The sequence below is a fragment of the Streptomyces sp. NPDC002403 genome (genome assembly GCF_053593015.1).
Genome location: NZ_JBSFBQ010000008.1, coordinates 155,862 through 171,608, shown reverse-complemented (window position 1 = coordinate 171,608; position 15,747 = coordinate 155,862). Strand labels below are relative to the sequence as shown.

Here is a 15,747-nt window from a genome sequence, read left to right as displayed (position 1 = left end):
ATCCCGCCTCGGGCAAGCGAGTCATCAAAGAGGTCAACCAACTCCTCGACAGCGGCACCGCGCAGGAAATCCGGCAGTGGCTCGAAACCGGCTACCCCCTGGCCCAGGCCGAGGACGACCGCGTCGCCCTCGCCCGCATCCTCGGCAATCCCGCCTCGGGCAAGCGAGTCATCAAAGAGGTCAACCAACTCCTCGACAGCGGCACCGCGCAGGAAATCCGGCAGTGGCTCGAAACCGGCTACCGCCTAGCCCAGGCCGAGGACGACCGCGTCGCCCTCGTCCGCATCCTGGCCCGTCCGGACATCAGCGAAGCGATGCGTGCGGCGGTCGGCAAGGCGATCGACGGTACGCCGGAGGAGATGCGGTACTTCCTGGAGCACGGCCAGTACGAGGTCGACGCGTAGCCGGGTGCCGTCCGCAGGCGGCGGGGCCGGAGCCTCGCCGCCTGCGGGTGCCGGGCCGTTCTACGGCCTGCGGGCCGAGGTCACCCGGTAGACGTCGTAGACGCCCTCCACGCCCCGTACCGCCTTGAGTACGTGGCCGAGGTGCTTCGGGTCGCCCATCTCGAAGGTGAAGCGTGAGGTGGCCACCCGGTCCCGGGAGGTCTGGACGGCCGCCGACAGGATGTTGACGTGCTGGTCGGACAGGACACGGGTGACGTCCGAGAGCAGCCGGGACCGGTCGAGGGCCTCGACCTGGATGGCGACCAGGAAGACCGAGGACTGGGTCGGCGCCCATTCGACGTCCAGGATCCGCTCCGGCTGCTGCGACAGCGAGTCGACGTTGACGCAGTCGGCGCGGTGCACGGAGACACCGCTGCCCCGGGTGACGAAGCCGATGATCGGGTCGCCGGGGACGGGTGTGCAGCAGCGGGCCAGTTTGACCCAGACGTCCTCGACGCCCTTGACGACCACGCCCGGATCGGCGTTGGAGCGGCGCTTGTTGCGGCTGCGCGAGGGCGGTGAACTCTCCGCGATGTCCTCGTTGGCCTCGTCCTCGCCGCCGAGCGCCTGGACCAGTTTCTGCACGACTCCGGCGGCCGCGACATGCCCCTCGCCGATCGCCGCGTAGAGGGACGAGATGTCGGGGTAGCGCATCTCGTGGGCGAGGGTGACCAGGGAGTCGCCGGTCAGGATGCGCTGGATCGGCAGGTTCTGCTTGCGCATGGCGCGCGCGATGGCGTCCTTGCCCTGCTCGATCGCCTCGTCGCGGCGCTCCTTGGAGAACCAGGCACGGATCTTGTTGCGGGCGCGGGGGGACTTGACGAAGCCCAGCCAGTCCCGGGAGGGTCCGGCACCGGCCGCCTTGGAGGTGAAGACCTCCACCAGATCGCCGTTGTCGAGCGTCGATTCGAGCGGTACGAGCCGCCCGTTGACCCGTGCTCCTATGGTCCGGTGGCCGACCTCCGTGTGCACCGCGTACGCGAAGTCGACCGGGGTCGCACCCGCGGGCAGCGCTATGACGTCGCCCTTGGGCGTGAAGACGAAGACCTCGTTGCGGGAGAGGTCGAAGCGCAGGGACTCCAGGAACTCGCTGGGGTCCTCGGTCTCCTTCTGCCAGTCCAGGAGCTGGCGCAGCCACGCCATGTCGTTGACGGTGTCCTGGCTCCGGCCGCCGCCCGTGTTCTTGGGGACGTCGGTGCGGACCTTGGAGGCGCCGGCGACGGCCTCCTGCTTGTACTTCCAGTGCGCGGCGATGCCGTACTCGGCGCGGCGGTGCATGTCGAAGGTACGGATCTGCAGCTCGACGGGCTTGCCGCTGGGACCGATCACCGTGGTGTGCAGCGACTGGTACATGTTGAACTTGGGCATCGCGATGTAGTCCTTGAACCGGCCGGGGACCGGGTTCCATCGCGCGTGGACGGTGCCGAGCGCCGCGTAGCAGTCCCGGACGGTGTCGACGAGCACCCTGATGCCCACCAGGTCGTAGATCTCGGCGAAGTCCCGGCCCCGCACGATCATCTTCTGGTAGACGCTGTAGTAGTGCTTCGGCCGTCCCGTGACGGTGGCCTTGATCCGTGCGGCGCGCAGGTCGGCCTGGACCTCGTCGGTCACTATGGCGAGGTACTCGTCGCGCTTGGGGGCCCGCTCGGCGACGAGACGGACGATCTCGTCGTACATCTTGGGGTAGAGGATCGCGAAGGCGAGGTCCTCCAGCTCCCACTTGATGGTGTTCATGCCCAGGCGGTGCGCCAGCGGGGCGTAGATCTCAAGCGTCTCGCGGGCCTTCTTCTCCTGCTTCTCCCGCTTGAGGTAGCGCATGGTGCGCATGTTGTGCAGCCGGTCCGCGAGCTTGATGACGAGGACGCGGGGGTCCTTGGCCATGGCGACGACCATCTTGCGTACGGTCTCGGCCTGGGCGGCCTCGCCGAACTTGACCTTGTCCAGCTTGGTGACGCCGTCGACGAGCAGGGCGACCTGGTCGCCGAAGTCGCGCCGCAGCGTGTCCAGGCCGTACTCGGTGTCCTCGACCGTGTCGTGCAGCAGGCCGGCCATCAGCGTCGCCGGGTCCATGCCCAGCTCGGCGAGGATGGTCGTGACGGCAAGGGGGTGCGTGATGTACGGGTCGCCGCTCTTGCGCTTCTGGCCGCGGTGCCAGCGCTCGGCGACCTGGTAGGCGCGCTCGATCTGGCGCAGCGTGGCGGTCTCGATCTTGGGGTCGTTGCCGCGGACGATACGGAGCAACGGTTCGAGCACCGGGTTGTACGGGCTGGAGCGCTGCACGCCGAGGCGGGCCAGTCTGGCCCTCACCCGGTTGGACGAGCCGCCGGACCGGGACGTGGGGGCGCTGGGCGACACCGGCCTGGCCGCGGGCTTCGCGGGAGGCTTCGGGGCGGACGCTGCCGGGGAGGCGGGTTCGGCCGGCTGTGCGGGGGAAGCGGGCGCTCCCCCGGCCGCCGGGTCGCCCGCCCGCTCCGGGCCGTTGACGGGCTCGGGGGCCGGGGGCTTCGGCTTGTCCGCGGGCTGCTTCTTCCCGGGCGTGGCTGGGGCCGCCGCGTGCTTGTCGGGCTGCGGGGCGGCGACTGGCTGGGCCTCGTCTGGCAAGAGCGCTCCTCGTGCGGATCCGGATACCCGGAGAGGCCATCGTATCGACCCTGCGGCCCGTCCTCCCCCGGGGACCGATGAGACTCCTGAGAACGCGGGACGGGCACCCGGTTGTTCCCGGGTGCCCGTCCTGTTCGCACGATCCGCTGCCGCGTACGGCCGGTGCTGCTCAGACCGTGATCAGAACCTCCAGCGGCGCGCCGCGAAGGCCCTGCTCCAGCCGGGCCCGTCCGGGCAGGAAACCGAGCTCCATGAGGACCGCGACGCCCGCGACCTCGGCACCGGCCCGCCGGATCAGCTCCAGCGATGCCTCGGCGGTGCCGCCGGTGGCGAGGATGTCGTCGATGACCATGATCCGGTCGTCGGCGGACAGGTCCTCCGCGTGGATCTCGATCTCGGCGGTGCCGTACTCCAGCTCGTACGCCTGGCTGAGCGTGGCTCCGGGCAGCTTGCCCGCCTTGCGGACGGGTACGAAGCCGAGCCCGGCCCGTACCGCGACCGGGGCGGCCAGGATGAAGCCGCGCGCCTCCAGGCCGACGACCTTCGTGGCGCCGTGCCGTACGCACAGCTCCGCGAGGGTGTCGGTGAGGGCCGCGAACGCCGTCGGGTCCGCGAGCAGCGGGGTGATGTCCTTGAACAGCACACCCGGCTTCGGGTAGTCCGGCACGTCGCGGATCCGGCTGAGCAGAAGCTCGCGGGTGCTGTCGGTGGTGCTGGTCATCGACGCTTCCCCGGGGTCCGGCCGTGGCCCCTGGGGGGCTGCTGGCGCTGGCCGACCACCGCGGCGGCGGGAGCGGCGTCCTGCGGGAAGCCGTCGTCCGACGGGTCGTCCTCGGCGGACTCGCCCTTGGCGGCGGCTGCCGCGCGCTTGGCGAGGATCCGCTTCTTCAGGGCCTTCATCTGCGGGTCGCGTTCCTTGAGGTCGGCGACGAGCGGCGTGGCGATGAAGATCGAGGAGTACGCACCGGCGGCGAGACCGACGAAGAGCGCCAGGGAGATGTCGTTCAGCATGCCGGCGCCCAGGACGCCACCACCGATGAACAGCAGACCGGCGACCGGCAGCAGGGCCACCACGGTGGTGTTGATGGAGCGGACCAGTGTGCCGTTGATGGAGCGGTTGGCGATCTCGCTGTACGTCCACCGGGTCTGCTTCGTGATCCCGTGCGTGCCCTCCTTGAGGCTGTCGAAGACGACGACCGTGTCGTAGAGGGAGTAACCGAGGATGGTCAGCAGACCGATCACGGTGCCCGGGGTGACCTCGAAGCCGACCAGGGCGTAGACCCCGACGGTGATGGTGATGTCGTGGATCAGCGCGACCAGGGCCGCGATGGCCATGCGCCACTCGAAGGCGATGGCCAGGTAGATCACCACGAGGACCATGAAGATGCCGAGGCCGGTCCAGGCCTTGTTGGCGATCTGCTCACCCCAGCTGGGGCCGACCAGGTCGGCGGCGATCTTCTCCGCCGGGACGTCGAGGTCCTTGGAGAGCTTGTTCTTGATCTCGTCGGACTTCGCGGTGTCGACCTCGGTGATCTGGATGCGCAGACCGCCGTTGCCGAGCTTCTGGACGATCGCCTGGTGGCCGGAGGCCTCCGTGGCCAGGTCCTCCGCCTTGGCCACGGTGACGCTGGTCTTCGGGGTGGTGAAGACCGCGCCGCCCTTGAACTCGATGCCCATGTTCAGGCCGCTGACCGCCAGACCGACGATGGCCGTGATGGTGATCAGGATCGAGATCCCGTACCAGATCTTGCGCTTGCCGATGAAGTCGTAGCCGACCTCGCCTCGGTAGAGACGGGCGCCGAGACTGCCGAGTCGCGACATCTCACGCCTCCTTCGGGTCAGTGGGGGCGTTGACACGGCGCGAGCGGCGCAGCGGCGGCTTGGCGCCGAGCCGCTTCGGGTCCAGGCCGGACCACGGGTGACCGCTGGCGAAGAACTTCGTACGGGCCATCAGCGTCATGACGGGCTTGGTGAAGAGGAACACCACGACCACGTCGAGCAGGGTGGTGAGGCCCAGCGTGAACGCGAAGCCCTGGACCTTGCCGACGGTGACGACGAAGAGCACCGCGGCGGCGAGGAACGACACGAAGTCGGAGACCAGGATGGTGCGCCGGGCGCGCGGCCAGGCCCGCTCGACGGCCGGGCGGAGCGTGCGGCCCTCGCGGATCTCGTCACGGACCCGTTCGAAGTACACGATGAAGGAGTCCGCGGTGATACCGATGGCCACGATGGCGCCGCAGACCGCCGGGAGGTTCAGCGCGAAGCCGATGGCCGGGCCGAGCAGCGACATGATCGTGTAGGTCAGGATGCCGGAGACCAGGAGGCTCAGGAGCGCGATGAGCGCGAGCCCCCGGTAGTAGGCCACCAGGTAGATGACCACCAGGGCCAGACCGATGGCACCGGCGATCAGACCGGCCTGGAGCTGCTCGCCACCGAGCGCGGCGGTGACCGTGGTGACGCTCTGCTCCTTGAACGAGAGCGGGAGCGCACCGTAGGAGAGCACGTTGGCCAGGTCCTCGGCGGACTGCTGGGTGAAGCTGCCGGAGATCTCGGCGCTGCCGCTGAGCGTGGTGTTCACCTGGGGCGCGGAGACGACCTCGCCGTCCAGCGCGATGGCGAACTGGTTCTGCGGGGACTGCTGGGCCGAGAGCTTCTTGGTGATCGTCTGGAACTGCTTGGAGCCCTGCTTGGTGAACTCCATGTTGACGATCCACATGCCGCGCTGCTGATCGAAGCCGGCCTTGGCGTTGTCGACCTCGGTGCCGGACACCTCGGACGGGCCGAGGACGTACTTCGCGTCACCCTCGGAGCTGCATGCGACGACCGTGTCGGTGGGCTTGGCCCCCCGTGCGGCCTCGGCGCGGGACGCCTTGCTGGAGCAGTCGAGCGCCGCGAACTGCTTCTGCAGCTTGGCCGCGGCGGCCTCGTCGGCAGCGGACGCCGACGGCGTGGTGCTCGCCTTCGGCGTGGGCGTGGAGTCGGCCTTGAGGGCGCCGGTGACCGCGCGGCCCTGGGTGGTGGCGCTCGGGCTCGGGGTCGACGAGGCCTTCCCCTTGTCCGCGGTGGGGGTGCTCGGGCTGCCGGACGGGGTGGGCTTGCCGGACGACGAGGCGCTGGGCGTCGGGGTGGGCGTGCCCTGGGCGACGGTCAGCACCGGCCGGAAGTAGAGCTTGGCCGTGGTGCCGACCTGCTCCCGGGCCTGGGCGGAGTTCGTGCCCTTGGGGATGTTGACGATGATGTTGCGATCGCCCTGTGTCTGGACCTCGGCCTCGGAGACACCAAGACCATTGACACGGCGTTCCATGATCTGGACCGCCGTGTCCATGTTGGTCTTGTTGATCGCCGATTCCTGCCCCGGCTCGCTCTTCGCCTCCAGCGTGATGGACGTGCCGCCCGCCAGGTCGATGCCGAGCCGTGGGGTCGGCTGATCGGCCAGGAACATCCCGCCGGTGAGCGCGACCATGGCGATCAGGATCAGGGCCAGGGAACGCCCCGGCCTGCCCTGACCGCCGGCCGGTCCCCGGCTCTTCTTCGGTGCTGCCACCTTCTCGTTTCTCCCTGTCCAACCGCCCCGCGCCGGGTACGCGCCCGAGCGGCCACGAAGTGTAGTGGGGACCCGCCCCCGCAGAAGATCGCACGGACCGGGGAGTGCCGGACGCCGGTGGGCTCACGGCATTCCCCGGGCGTGGCTTACTTCGCGTCGGCCTCGCCGTCGTCCTTGCCCTCGGACTTCTTGCCGGACTCGGCGTCCTTCGGCTCGGCCTCGTCGGCCTTCTTGCCCAGGTCGATCCGGGCGTCGTCCGCGTCGTCCTCGTCGGTGCCGGCCTCGGTCAGCGAGGAGGCGTCGTCGGGAACGACCGTGCCGTCGAGGTCGAGGCCGCTCTCGTCGTCGCCGTGGACGATGCGGTTGTACTCCGCGTCGTCCAGGACGGCGCCGATGGCGTTCTTGGCGTAGATGGCGTGGACGCCGGGCGCGATCTCAAGGAGAACCGTGTCGTCGTGCAGCTCCTTGACGGTGGCGTACATGCCCCCGATCGTCCGGACGCCGGTGCCGGGCTGCATCTCGTTGCGCATCTGGGCGGCGGCCGCCTGCTTCTTCTTGGCGGACCGCGTCATCAGGAACATGGCCCCGATGAGCACGATGAAGGGGAGGAGAGTCACGGGATTCACGGGACGAGTTTCCTTCGCACGACCGCGCTGGAAGGCGGCCTGTATCTACGGGGGTGGGTACACCGACCTGTAAGGGCGGCATCGGCGGAGTCTAAGCGAGTCCGCATCGATGGAACAACGCCCGGAGCCGCCGTGTGGTTCCTGCTCCGGTCAACCTGTGACACATCACGCCCCGAACAGGCCCTGTTGTCCCTTTCCGCCTTGCTGCGGAGGCACGAGACCCAGGTGGGTCCAGGCCGCGGGCGTCGCGACCCGGCCACGTGGTGTCCTGGCCAGCAGTCCTTCCCGCACCAGGAAGGGCTCCGCGACCTCCTCGACGGTTTCGCGCTCCTCCCCCACGGCGACCGCGAGGGTGGACAGCCCGACGGGCCCGCCGCCGAAAAGCTTCAGCAGGGCGCCGAGCACCGCGCGGTCGAGCCGGTCGAGGCCGCGGGCGTCGACCTCGTAGACGCCGAGGGCGGCGGCGGCGACCGGGCGGTCGATCCGTCCGTCGGCCTTGACCTGGGCGTAGTCCCGGACGCGGCGCAGCAGCCGGTTGGCGATGCGGGGGGTGCCGCGGGAACGGCCGGCGATCTCGGCGGCGCCGTCCGCGTCTATCTCCACGTCGAGGAGGCGGGCGGAGCGGTGGACGACACGTTCCAGCTCGGCGGGTGCGTAGAACTCCATGTGGCCGGTGAAGCCGAAGCGGTCGCGCAGCGGCGGCGGCAGCAGTCCGGCCCTGGTGGTGGCGCCGACCAGGGTGAAGGGCGGCAGTTCCAGCGGGATGGCGGTGGCGCCGGGGCCCTTGCCGACGATGACGTCGACCCGGAAGTCCTCCATCGCCATGTAGAGCATCTCCTCGGCCGGCCGCGACATGCGGTGGATCTCGTCGAGGAAGAGGACTTCACCCTCCTGGAGGGAGGAGAGGATCGCGGCGAGATCGCCCGCGTGCTGGATGGCGGGGCCGGAGGTGATCCGGATCGGCGCGCCCATCTCGGCCGCGATGATCATGGAGAGGGTGGTCTTGCCGAGGCCGGGGGCACCGGAGAGCAGCACATGGTCGGCGGTGGCACCGCGGGCCCGGGCCGCCTTCAGGACCAGGTCGAGCTGTTCGCGCACCTTCTCCTGGCCGACGAATTCGTCGAGGTCCTTCGGGCGCAGCGCCGCCTCGACGGCGGTGTCCTCGCCGTCCGCGTCGGCCTGGACGAGGCGCTCGTCGAGCCGCTCGTCGGTGTCGGGTCCGGTCTCGTCCCAGTTCATTCAGTCTGTCCCGCCTCGGGTGTTTCGGAGCCGTGCGGTGCCCGGCCCGGCGTCGGGGTGTTCCCCGGGGTGTCGCGCTCCGGTCAGCGCGCGCGGTTGAGGGTCTGCAGTGCGGCACGCAGCAGCTGCGGCACGGGGGCCTGCCCGCCCTCGGCGATGGCCGCCTCGGCCTGGGGCGCGACGGCGGTGACCGCCTCGTCGGCCTCGCGGGTGGCGTAGCCGAGGCCGATCAGGGCTGCCTGGAGCTGATCGCGCCAGGAGGAGGTGACGGCGGCGCCGATGCCCTGCCGGCCGATGTGGGCGCCGACGGGCTCGCCGAGTCTGTCCTTCAGTTCGAGGAGGAGTTTCTGCGCGCCCTTCTTGCCGATGCCGGAGACGGCGGTGAGCGCCTTCTCGTCGCCGGTGGCGACCGCGGTGCGCAGGGCGTCGGGGCTGTGGGTGGCGAGCATGGCCTGGGCGAGCCGGGGCCCGACCCCGCTGGCGGTCTGGAGCAGCTCGAAGACCTGCCGCTCGTCGTCGTCGGCGAAGCCGTACAGAGTGAGCGAGTCCTCCCGGACGACGAGGGAGGTGGCGAGCCTGGCCTCCTGGCCGATCCGGAGGCCGGCGAGGGTGTTCGGCGTGCACTGGAGGGCCATGCCGATGCCGCCGACCTCGATCACGGCCGTGGTCGGGGCGAGTGCGGCCACGGGGCCGCTGACGAAGGCGATCATCGGGGAACCTTCCGGACGGGAACTGCGGGGGTACGGGGAACGCGCCGGGTGCCGGCCGCGGCGGCTGCCGCGTGTGCCTGCTGGAGGCGGTTGACGGCGGGGGCACGCCAGATGTGGCAGATGGCGAGGGCCAGGGCGTCGGCCGCGTCGGCCGGCTTCGGCGGGGCGTCGAGCCGCAGCAGCCGGGTGACCATGGCGCCGACCTGCGCCTTGTCGGCGCGCCCGCTGCCCGTGACGGCCGCCTTGACCTCGCTCGGGGTGTGCAGGGCGACGGGTATGCCGCGGCGCGACGCGCAGAGCATGGCGACGGCGCTGGCCTGGGCGGTGCCCATGACCGTACGGACGTTGTGCTGGCTGAACACCCGCTCCACGGCGACGAATTCGGGCCGGTGCTCGTCGAGCCACTCCTCGATGCCGCGCTCGATGGCGACCAGCCGGTGGCCGAGCTCCGCGTCGGGCGGGGTGCGGACGACGCCCACGCCGAGCATCGTCAGGGGGCGGCCCGCGACGCCTTCGACGACGCCGACACCGCACCGGGTCAGCCCCGGGTCCACGCCCAGCACCCGCATGGGACGCCCCCTCCGTACCGATCGGTCAACTGTTCCCGCAGGCTATCGGCTCGCACTGACAATGCGACGGGCCGACGGGGTGTGTCCCCGTCGGCCCGTCCGTGAAGGCTGCGCTGGGCGCGGCTCAGGCGTCGACCTTCTCCATGACCTCGTCCGAGACGTCGAAGTTGGCGAAGACGTTCTGCACGTCGTCGCTGTCCTCCAGCGCGTCGATGAGCTTGAAGATCTTGCGCGCGCCCTCCTCGTCCAGCTCGACCTGCATGGTGGGCAGGAAGTTGGCCTCAGCGGAGTCGTAGTCGATGCCCGCCTCCTGGAGCGCGGTGCGGACCGCGACCATGTCGGTGGCCTCGCTGACGACCTCGTACGTGTCACCGAGGTCGTTGACCTCCTCGGCGCCCGCGTCGAGCACGGCACCCAGGACGTCGTCCTCGGTCAGCTCCCCCTTGGGGACGATGACGACGCCCTTGCGGTTGAAGAGGTACGAGACCGAACCCGGGTCGGCCATCGAGCCGCCGTTGCGGGTCATCGCCACACGCACGTCGGAGGCGGCACGGTTGCGGTTGTCGGTGAGGCACTCGATGAGCACCGCGACACCGTTCGGGCCATAACCCTCGTACATGATCGTCTGGTAGTCGACGCCGCCCGCTTCGAGACCGCCACCGCGCTTGACCGCGGAGTCGATGTTCTTGTTCGGTACGGAGCTCTTCTTCGCCTTCTGGATCGCGTCCACGAGGGTCGGGTTCCCCTCGGGGTCCACACCGCCGGTGCGGGCCGCGACCTCGATGTTCTTGATCAGCTTCGCGAAGAGCTTGCCGCGCTTGGCGTCAATCACGGCCTTCTTGTGCTTCGTCGTAGCCCATTTAGAGTGGCCGGACATCTGCCTTCTCCTTCGCGTCACCAAAAACGATTCGAACCCGAGAGATCCTACCGGGATCGAGTCAGCCGACTGCGCGCACCATGTCCACGAACAGCGCGTGAACGCGGTGGTCTCCGGTCAATTCCGGGTGGAACGACGTGGCCAGGGCGTTTCCCTGACGTACGGCGACGATGTGACCGCCGTGCTCCGCCACCACCTCGGCCTGCGCACCGACCGACTCCACCCAGGGAGCGCGGATGAACACGCCCTCCACGGGGCCGCCCTCGATGCCGGCGACCTCGACGGCCGCCTCGAAGGACTCGTTCTGCCGCCCGAAGGCGTTGCGGCGCACGATCATGTCGATCCCGCCGACCGTCTCCTGACCGGAGCGCGGATCGAGGATCTTGTCGGCGAGCAGAATCATTCCGGCGCAGGTGCCGTAGACCGGCATTCCGTTCCGGACCCGCTCGCGCAGCGGTTGCAGCATGCCGAAGAGGGAAGCCAGTTTGGACATCGTGGTGGACTCGCCACCGGGAATGACCAGGCCGTCGACCTCGGCGAGTTCCTCGGGACGCCGGACCGGCCTGGCCAGGGCGTCAGCCGAGGCCAGGGCGATCAGGTGTTCCCGTACGTCGCCCTGGAGGGCCAGGACTCCGATCACAGGGGTGTCGCTCATCAGTGATTACCAGCCACGGTTGGCGTAGCGCTCGGCCTCGGGCAGGGTGTCGCAGTTGATGCCGACCATGGCCTCGCCCAGGTTCCGGGAAGCGTCCGCGATGATCTTCGGGTCGTCGTAGAAGGTGGTGGCCTTCACGATCGCGGCGGCGCGCTTGGCCGGGTCGCCGGACTTGAAGATCCCGGAGCCGACGAAGACGCCCTCGGCGCCGAGCTGGCGCATCAGCGCGGCGTCGGCGGGGGTGGCGACACCGCCCGCGGAGAACAGCACGACGGGCAGCTTGCCGAGCTCAGCGACCTCCTTGACCAGCTCGTACGGGGCGCGGAGCTCCTTGGCGGCGGCGTACAGCTCGTTGTTGTCGTAGCCGCGCAGACGGGCGATCTCGTTCTTGATCTGGCGCAGGTGGCGGACGGCCTCGACGACATTGCCGGTGCCGGCCTCGCCCTTCGACCGGATCATGGCCGCACCCTCGGCGATCCGGCGCAGGGCCTCGCCCAGGTTGGTGGCGCCGCAGACGAACGGGGTGGTGAAGGCGAACTTGTCGCTGTGGTTGACCTCGTCGGCCGGGGTGAGGACCTCGGACTCGTCGATGTAGTCGACCCCGAGGGACTGGAGGACCTGGGCCTCGACGAAGTGGCCGATACGGGACTTCGCCATCACCGGGATGGAGACGGCCTCGATGATCTCCTCGATCATGTTCGGGTCCGACATCCGGGCCACGCCGCCGTCCTTGCGGATGTCGGCCGGCACCCGCTCCAGGGCCATGACGGCCACGGCGCCCGCGTCCTCGGCGATCTTCGCCTGCTCGGCGTTGACGACGTCCATGATCACGCCGCCCTTGAGCTGCTCGGCCATGCCGCGCTTGACGCGCGCGGTGCCCGTGGCCGGGGAGTCGACGGACTGCGGGGTGGTGGGAAGCGTGGACATGGATCGACCTCACTCGGAGAAAAAGTTGCTGAAAAGCACTGGTTGATACAGTGCCGAGCAAACTCTCCGGGAACAGTCCACTGCAAGGGCCAATGGGAGGCCGGTGGATCGTTTTGAACGCGTACGTGACGGGATGTGGCCCCCGTCACGCGTGAATACGGACGTCCGGTCAGCTGACGGGGCGGTCGGCGAGGGCCACCGGAGGTTCGTCGTCCATCTCGAAGGCCAACGGGAACGGGGCGTGCCCGGCCAGCCGGAACCACCGCACCTTGCGGTGCCGGCGCAGCGCACGCGCCGCGCGCACCGCGTCGTTGTGGAACCGCCGGGCCATCGGGACGCGGCGCACGGCGGCGGCGAGTTCGGAGGCCGCCTCCTCACCGCCGGGGATCTCCTTCACCGCCTCCACCTGTGCCGTCTCGCCGAAGACCGCCCGCAGCGCGGCGCTCAGCTCGCTCTCGGCGACCTCGCGGTGCTCCTCCTCGGCCTGGCGGGCGGCGTGCGCCGCCTCGTACAGGACGATGGACGCGGCCGGGTCGAGGACACCGGAGGTGGCCAGTTCCTGGGTGACCGACGCACGGCGCAGCAGCTGTGCGTCGAGGGCGGCCCGAGCGGCGTCGATGCGGGTGTGCAGACGGTCCAGCCGCCCGGCGGTCCAGCTGAGGTACATGCCGATCGCGACGACCGCGACGGCGATCCAGATGAGGGTTTCGATCACGGGCGGCAAGGCTACCGTCGGGGCGCCGACGGCGTGGCGGCCCGGGTGCGGGCCCGGACCGCTACTCCCGCGCCAGGCCGAACCGCGCGCGCAGGCCGGTGCGTTCGTCGGCCGCCACCGAGGCCGCGCCGTCCGTCACCGTCTCGTACACCGCGAGGATGTCCGCCCCGACCGTCGACCAGTCGAAGCGCCGCACATGCGCGGCGCCCCGCTCACGCAGCTCCGCGCGCCGCTCCGGGTCGCCGAGCAGCCGGATCGCGGCCTCGGCCAGCGCGTCCGCGTCCTCGTTGGCGAAGAGTTCGCCCGCCGCGCCGAGGTCCAGCACCTGGGCGAACGCGTCCAGATCGCTGGCGAGGACCGGGGCGCCGGCCGACATCGCCTCGACCAGGATGATCCCGAAGCTCTCGCCGCCCGTGTTGGGCGCGACGTACACATCGACGCTGCGCAGCAGCCGCGCCTTGTCCTCGTCGCTCACCATGCCGAGGAATTCGACCCGCTCGCGCATCGCCTCGGGCAGCGAGGCGACGGCCTCCTCCTCGTCGCCCCGGCCGGCGACCAGCAGCCTGGTGTCCGGGCGGGCGGCGAGGATCGCGGGCAGCGCCCTCATCAGGACCGGCAGGCCCTTGCGGGGTTCGTCGATGCGCCCGATGAAGCCGATCGTCCCTCCCTGCCATTCGGGCCTGGGCTCGGCCTTGTCGAAGAAGCCGACGTCCACCCCGTTCGGGATGACGACCGCGTCGCCGCCGAGGTGCTCGACCAGGGTGCGGCGCGCGTACTCGCTCACCGCGATCCGCGCGCTGATCTTCTCCAGCGCCGGCTGCAGGATCGGGTACGCCGCGATCATGGCCCGGGAGCGCGGGTTGGAGGTGTGGAAGGTCGCGACGATCGGCCCCTGCGCGGCCCAGCAGGCGAGCAGCCCCAGCGAGGGCGAGGTCGGCTCGTGGATGTGGATCACGTCGAAGGTGCCGTCGTGCAGCCAGCGGCGCACCCGGGCGGCCGAGAGGAAGCCGAAGTTCAGCCGGGCGACGGAGCCGTTGTACGGGACGGGCACGGCGCGGCCCGCCGACACCACGTACGGCGGCAGCGGTGTCTCGTCGTCGGCGGGTGCCAGCACCGACACCTGGTGCCCCAGCCGGATCAGGTGCTCGGCCAGGTCGCGGATGTGGAACTGCACGCCGCCCGGCACGTCCCAGGAGTAGGGGCAGACGATGCCGATCTTCACGTCGTGTCCTTCCGGGGCTCCAGATCGGCGAGCCAGAGCCGTTGCAGCATGTGCCAGTCCTCCGGATGCTCGGCGATTCCGACGGCGAAGGCATCGGCCAGCGCCTGTGTCATCGAGGACGTCTTCTCGGTGCGGCTGCCTGACTCGGGTGTCTCCACCGGCGGGTGGATGCGCGCCTTCATCACGGTCGTGTCGTCGTAGCCGAGCGTCACGGGCAGCAGCAGCGCACCGGTCTGCTGGGCCAGCAGCGCGGGCCCGGCGGGCATCCGCGCGGTGGCGCCGAAGAACTCGACCTCGACGCCCGAGGCGGACAGGTCGCGGTCGGCGACCAGACAGATCAGCCCGCCGGCGCGCAGCCGGCGCGCCAGGGTGCCGAAGGCGGCGCCGCCGCTGTGCGGCAGGACCTCCATCCCGAGCCCCTCGCGGTAGGCCACGAACCGGTCGTACAGCGTCTCGGGCCTGAGCCGCTCCGCGACCGTGGTGAAGGGCACCTCCAGGTCGGTGGTGACCCAGGCTCCCGCCAGGTCCCAGTTGGCCAGGTGCGGCAGGGCGAGGATGACGCCGCGGCCGGTGTCGAGGCCGTCGGTCAGCCGGTGCGCGTCGGCCACCTCTATGGATGCCTTGATCCGCTCGGGGCTCCAGGTGGGCAGCCGGAACGACTCCATCCAGTAGCGCATGTACGAGCGCATGCCGGCCCTGGAGAGCTCGGCCAGCCGGGCCGGTGACGCCCCGGGCACGACCCGTGCCAGATTCGACTCCAGCCGCAGCACGCTCTTGCCCCGCCGTTTCCACGCCTGGTCGGCGATGGTGCGAAAGAGCGTCCGGGCGACCGGTTCGGGGAGCTTCTTGACGGCCGTCCAGCCGAGCCCGTACAGCCCGTCGGTCAGCCGGTCCCGCAGGCCGGTCCGCGTCTCCCCGGGGTCGTCGCTCACTGCGCGGTCCCACTCCTCCGGCCGGCGGCCTCGGCCGCGTCGGCCTCCGCGGACTCGCGGCGCACGGTCACCACCCGCTGCACCAGCGTGATCAGGCTGCCCACGGCGACGATCCACAGCGCGATCGGCAGCAGGACCTGGATCCCCGGGACACCGAACTTGTGCAGGCCCGCCAATCCGGCCGCGACCAGCGAGATCACCAGGCGCTCGGCGCGCTCCACGAGACCGTTGACCGCGACCGGCAGCCCGATCGACTCGCCGCGCGCCTTGGTGTACGAGACCACCTGGCCGCTGGCCAGGCAGAAGATCGCGACGGCGCAGAGCACGTTGTCGTCGCCGTTGCCCGCGTACCAGAGGGCGAAGCCGCCGAAGATCGCTCCGTCGGCGACCCGGTCCAGGGTCGAGTCCAGGAACGCGCCCCAGCGGCTGGAGATACCGGCCTGCCGGGCCATGTTGCCGTCGACGAGGTCGGAGAAGACGAAGACCGTGATGACGATGGTGCCCCAGAAGAACTCCCCCATCGGGAAGAAGACCAGCGCACCTGCCATCACCCCGGCCGTACCGATCAGAGTGACCGCGTCGGGGCTCACGCCGAGACGGAGCAACAGTGCGGCGAACGGTGTGAGGACACGCGTAAAAAATGCACGCGCGTACTTGTTCAGCATGGCCTTCCCGAGGGTCGGTGGG

The 15,747-nt window shown here is 70.3% G+C and carries 16 protein-coding genes; 1 reads left to right on the top strand and 15 read right to left on the bottom strand.

Features of this window, described 5'->3' with window-relative positions:
- Positions 1–404 (top strand): ALF repeat-containing protein (locus ACWCPY_RS12785; protein WP_451264310.1); only part of this gene is annotated, 404 nt, incomplete at its 5' end.
- A 60-nt stretch (positions 405–464) separates the two neighbouring features.
- Here the strand turns inward: ACWCPY_RS12785 and ACWCPY_RS12780 are convergent.
- From ACWCPY_RS12780 to pgsA, 15 genes are all read right to left on the bottom strand, one after another.
- Positions 465–3,044: a RelA/SpoT family protein gene (locus ACWCPY_RS12780; RefSeq protein WP_451264309.1), complete on the bottom strand. Its 2,580-nt coding sequence runs from the start codon at positions 3,042–3,044 to the stop codon at positions 465–467.
- A 169-nt stretch (positions 3,045–3,213) separates the two neighbouring features.
- A complete protein-coding gene (locus tag ACWCPY_RS12775) occupies positions 3,214–3,765 on the bottom strand; it encodes an adenine phosphoribosyltransferase (protein WP_451264308.1) in 552 nt (183 codons plus the stop codon).
- Complete coding sequence (secF, locus tag ACWCPY_RS12770; RefSeq protein ID WP_451264307.1) at positions 3,762–4,865, bottom strand: protein translocase subunit SecF; 1,104 nt, start codon at positions 4,863–4,865, stop codon at positions 3,762–3,764. Before secF ends, ACWCPY_RS12775 begins: the two co-directional genes overlap by 4 nt.
- A 1-nt stretch (position 4,866) precedes the next feature.
- The gene (secD, locus tag ACWCPY_RS12765) at positions 4,867–6,588 is read right to left on the bottom strand and encodes a protein translocase subunit SecD (protein ID WP_451264306.1); all 1,722 of its coding nucleotides are present in this window, start codon (positions 6,586–6,588) and stop codon (positions 4,867–4,869) included.
- A 146-nt stretch (positions 6,589–6,734) separates the two neighbouring features.
- Positions 6,735–7,214 (bottom strand): preprotein translocase subunit YajC, encoded by a 480-nt coding sequence (yajC, locus tag ACWCPY_RS12760; protein WP_451264305.1) that lies wholly within the window; start codon positions 7,212–7,214, stop codon positions 6,735–6,737.
- A gap of 165 nt (positions 7,215–7,379) precedes the next feature.
- Positions 7,380–8,453, bottom strand: a complete 1,074-nt coding sequence (ruvB, locus tag ACWCPY_RS12755; protein ID WP_451264304.1) for a Holliday junction branch migration DNA helicase RuvB — start codon at positions 8,451–8,453, stop codon at positions 7,380–7,382.
- An 83-nt stretch (positions 8,454–8,536) separates the two neighbouring features.
- Positions 8,537–9,163, bottom strand: a complete 627-nt coding sequence (gene ruvA, locus ACWCPY_RS12750) for a Holliday junction branch migration protein RuvA (RefSeq protein WP_451264303.1) — start codon at positions 9,161–9,163, stop codon at positions 8,537–8,539.
- Positions 9,160–9,732 (bottom strand): crossover junction endodeoxyribonuclease RuvC, encoded by a 573-nt coding sequence (gene ruvC / locus ACWCPY_RS12745; RefSeq protein WP_362442168.1) that lies wholly within the window; start codon positions 9,730–9,732, stop codon positions 9,160–9,162. Before ruvC ends, ruvA begins: the two co-directional genes overlap by 4 nt.
- A 124-nt stretch (positions 9,733–9,856) precedes the next feature.
- Positions 9,857–10,609: a YebC/PmpR family DNA-binding transcriptional regulator gene (locus tag ACWCPY_RS12740; RefSeq protein WP_072484508.1), complete on the bottom strand. Its 753-nt coding sequence runs from the start codon at positions 10,607–10,609 to the stop codon at positions 9,857–9,859.
- Between the two features lie 61 nt (positions 10,610–10,670).
- Entirely contained in the window at positions 10,671–11,264 is a 594-nt protein-coding gene (gene pdxT, locus ACWCPY_RS12735) for a pyridoxal 5'-phosphate synthase glutaminase subunit PdxT (protein ID WP_451264302.1), read from the bottom strand.
- 6 nt (positions 11,265–11,270) lie between these two features.
- A complete protein-coding gene (gene pdxS, locus ACWCPY_RS12730) occupies positions 11,271–12,191 on the bottom strand; it encodes a pyridoxal 5'-phosphate synthase lyase subunit PdxS (protein WP_451264301.1) in 921 nt (306 codons plus the stop codon).
- A 169-nt stretch (positions 12,192–12,360) separates the two neighbouring features.
- Complete coding sequence (locus ACWCPY_RS12725) at positions 12,361–12,906, bottom strand: LemA family protein (RefSeq protein ID WP_072484505.1); 546 nt, start codon at positions 12,904–12,906, stop codon at positions 12,361–12,363.
- Between the two features lie 61 nt (positions 12,907–12,967).
- The gene (locus ACWCPY_RS12720; protein WP_451264300.1) at positions 12,968–14,128 is read right to left on the bottom strand and encodes a glycosyltransferase family 4 protein; all 1,161 of its coding nucleotides are present in this window, start codon (positions 14,126–14,128) and stop codon (positions 12,968–12,970) included.
- The gene (locus ACWCPY_RS12715; protein ID WP_451264299.1) at positions 14,125–15,060 is read right to left on the bottom strand and encodes a phosphatidylinositol mannoside acyltransferase; all 936 of its coding nucleotides are present in this window, start codon (positions 15,058–15,060) and stop codon (positions 14,125–14,127) included. The genes ACWCPY_RS12720 and ACWCPY_RS12715 overlap by 4 nt, the downstream gene beginning before the upstream one ends.
- Entirely contained in the window at positions 15,057–15,725 is a 669-nt protein-coding gene (gene pgsA, locus ACWCPY_RS12710) for a phosphatidylinositol phosphate synthase (protein ID WP_451264298.1), read from the bottom strand. The genes ACWCPY_RS12715 and pgsA overlap by 4 nt, the downstream gene beginning before the upstream one ends.
- Positions 15,726–15,747: the final 22 nt, after the last annotated feature.